Genomic DNA, 247 nt, shown 5'->3' with positions numbered 1-247 from the left:
CCGAGACCTCGGCCGGCAGGCGCCGGGCGATCGACCCGCTCACCGTCGGCAACGTCCCCTTGCCACCCGGCGCCAGGCCGGACGCTGCCACAGTGAGGTTGCCGGAGACCGCGTCGGCGGCCAGGCGCTGCACCTGCGCCGTGTCCAGGCGGATGCTGCCCGATACCGTTTCCGCCGAGACCTCCCCGCCCATGCCGCCGCCGGCCTGGCGCGAACCGCTGACCGCTCGCTGGGCCGTGCGCTGGCG

At 76.5% G+C, this 247-nt stretch carries 1 pseudogene; it reads right to left on the bottom strand.

From position 1 onward, the window contains the following. Positions 1-247 (bottom strand): annotated as a pseudogene (locus ACQG3P_RS21430) (DUF4097 family beta strand repeat-containing protein); the annotation flags it as partial.

The sequence above is a fragment of the Stenotrophomonas sp. SrG genome, from assembly GCF_050031795.1.
GTDB classification, from domain to species: Bacteria; Pseudomonadota; Gammaproteobacteria; order Xanthomonadales; family Xanthomonadaceae; genus Stenotrophomonas; species Stenotrophomonas rhizophila_A.
This window is presented reverse-complemented; position numbering and strand designations above follow the sequence as displayed.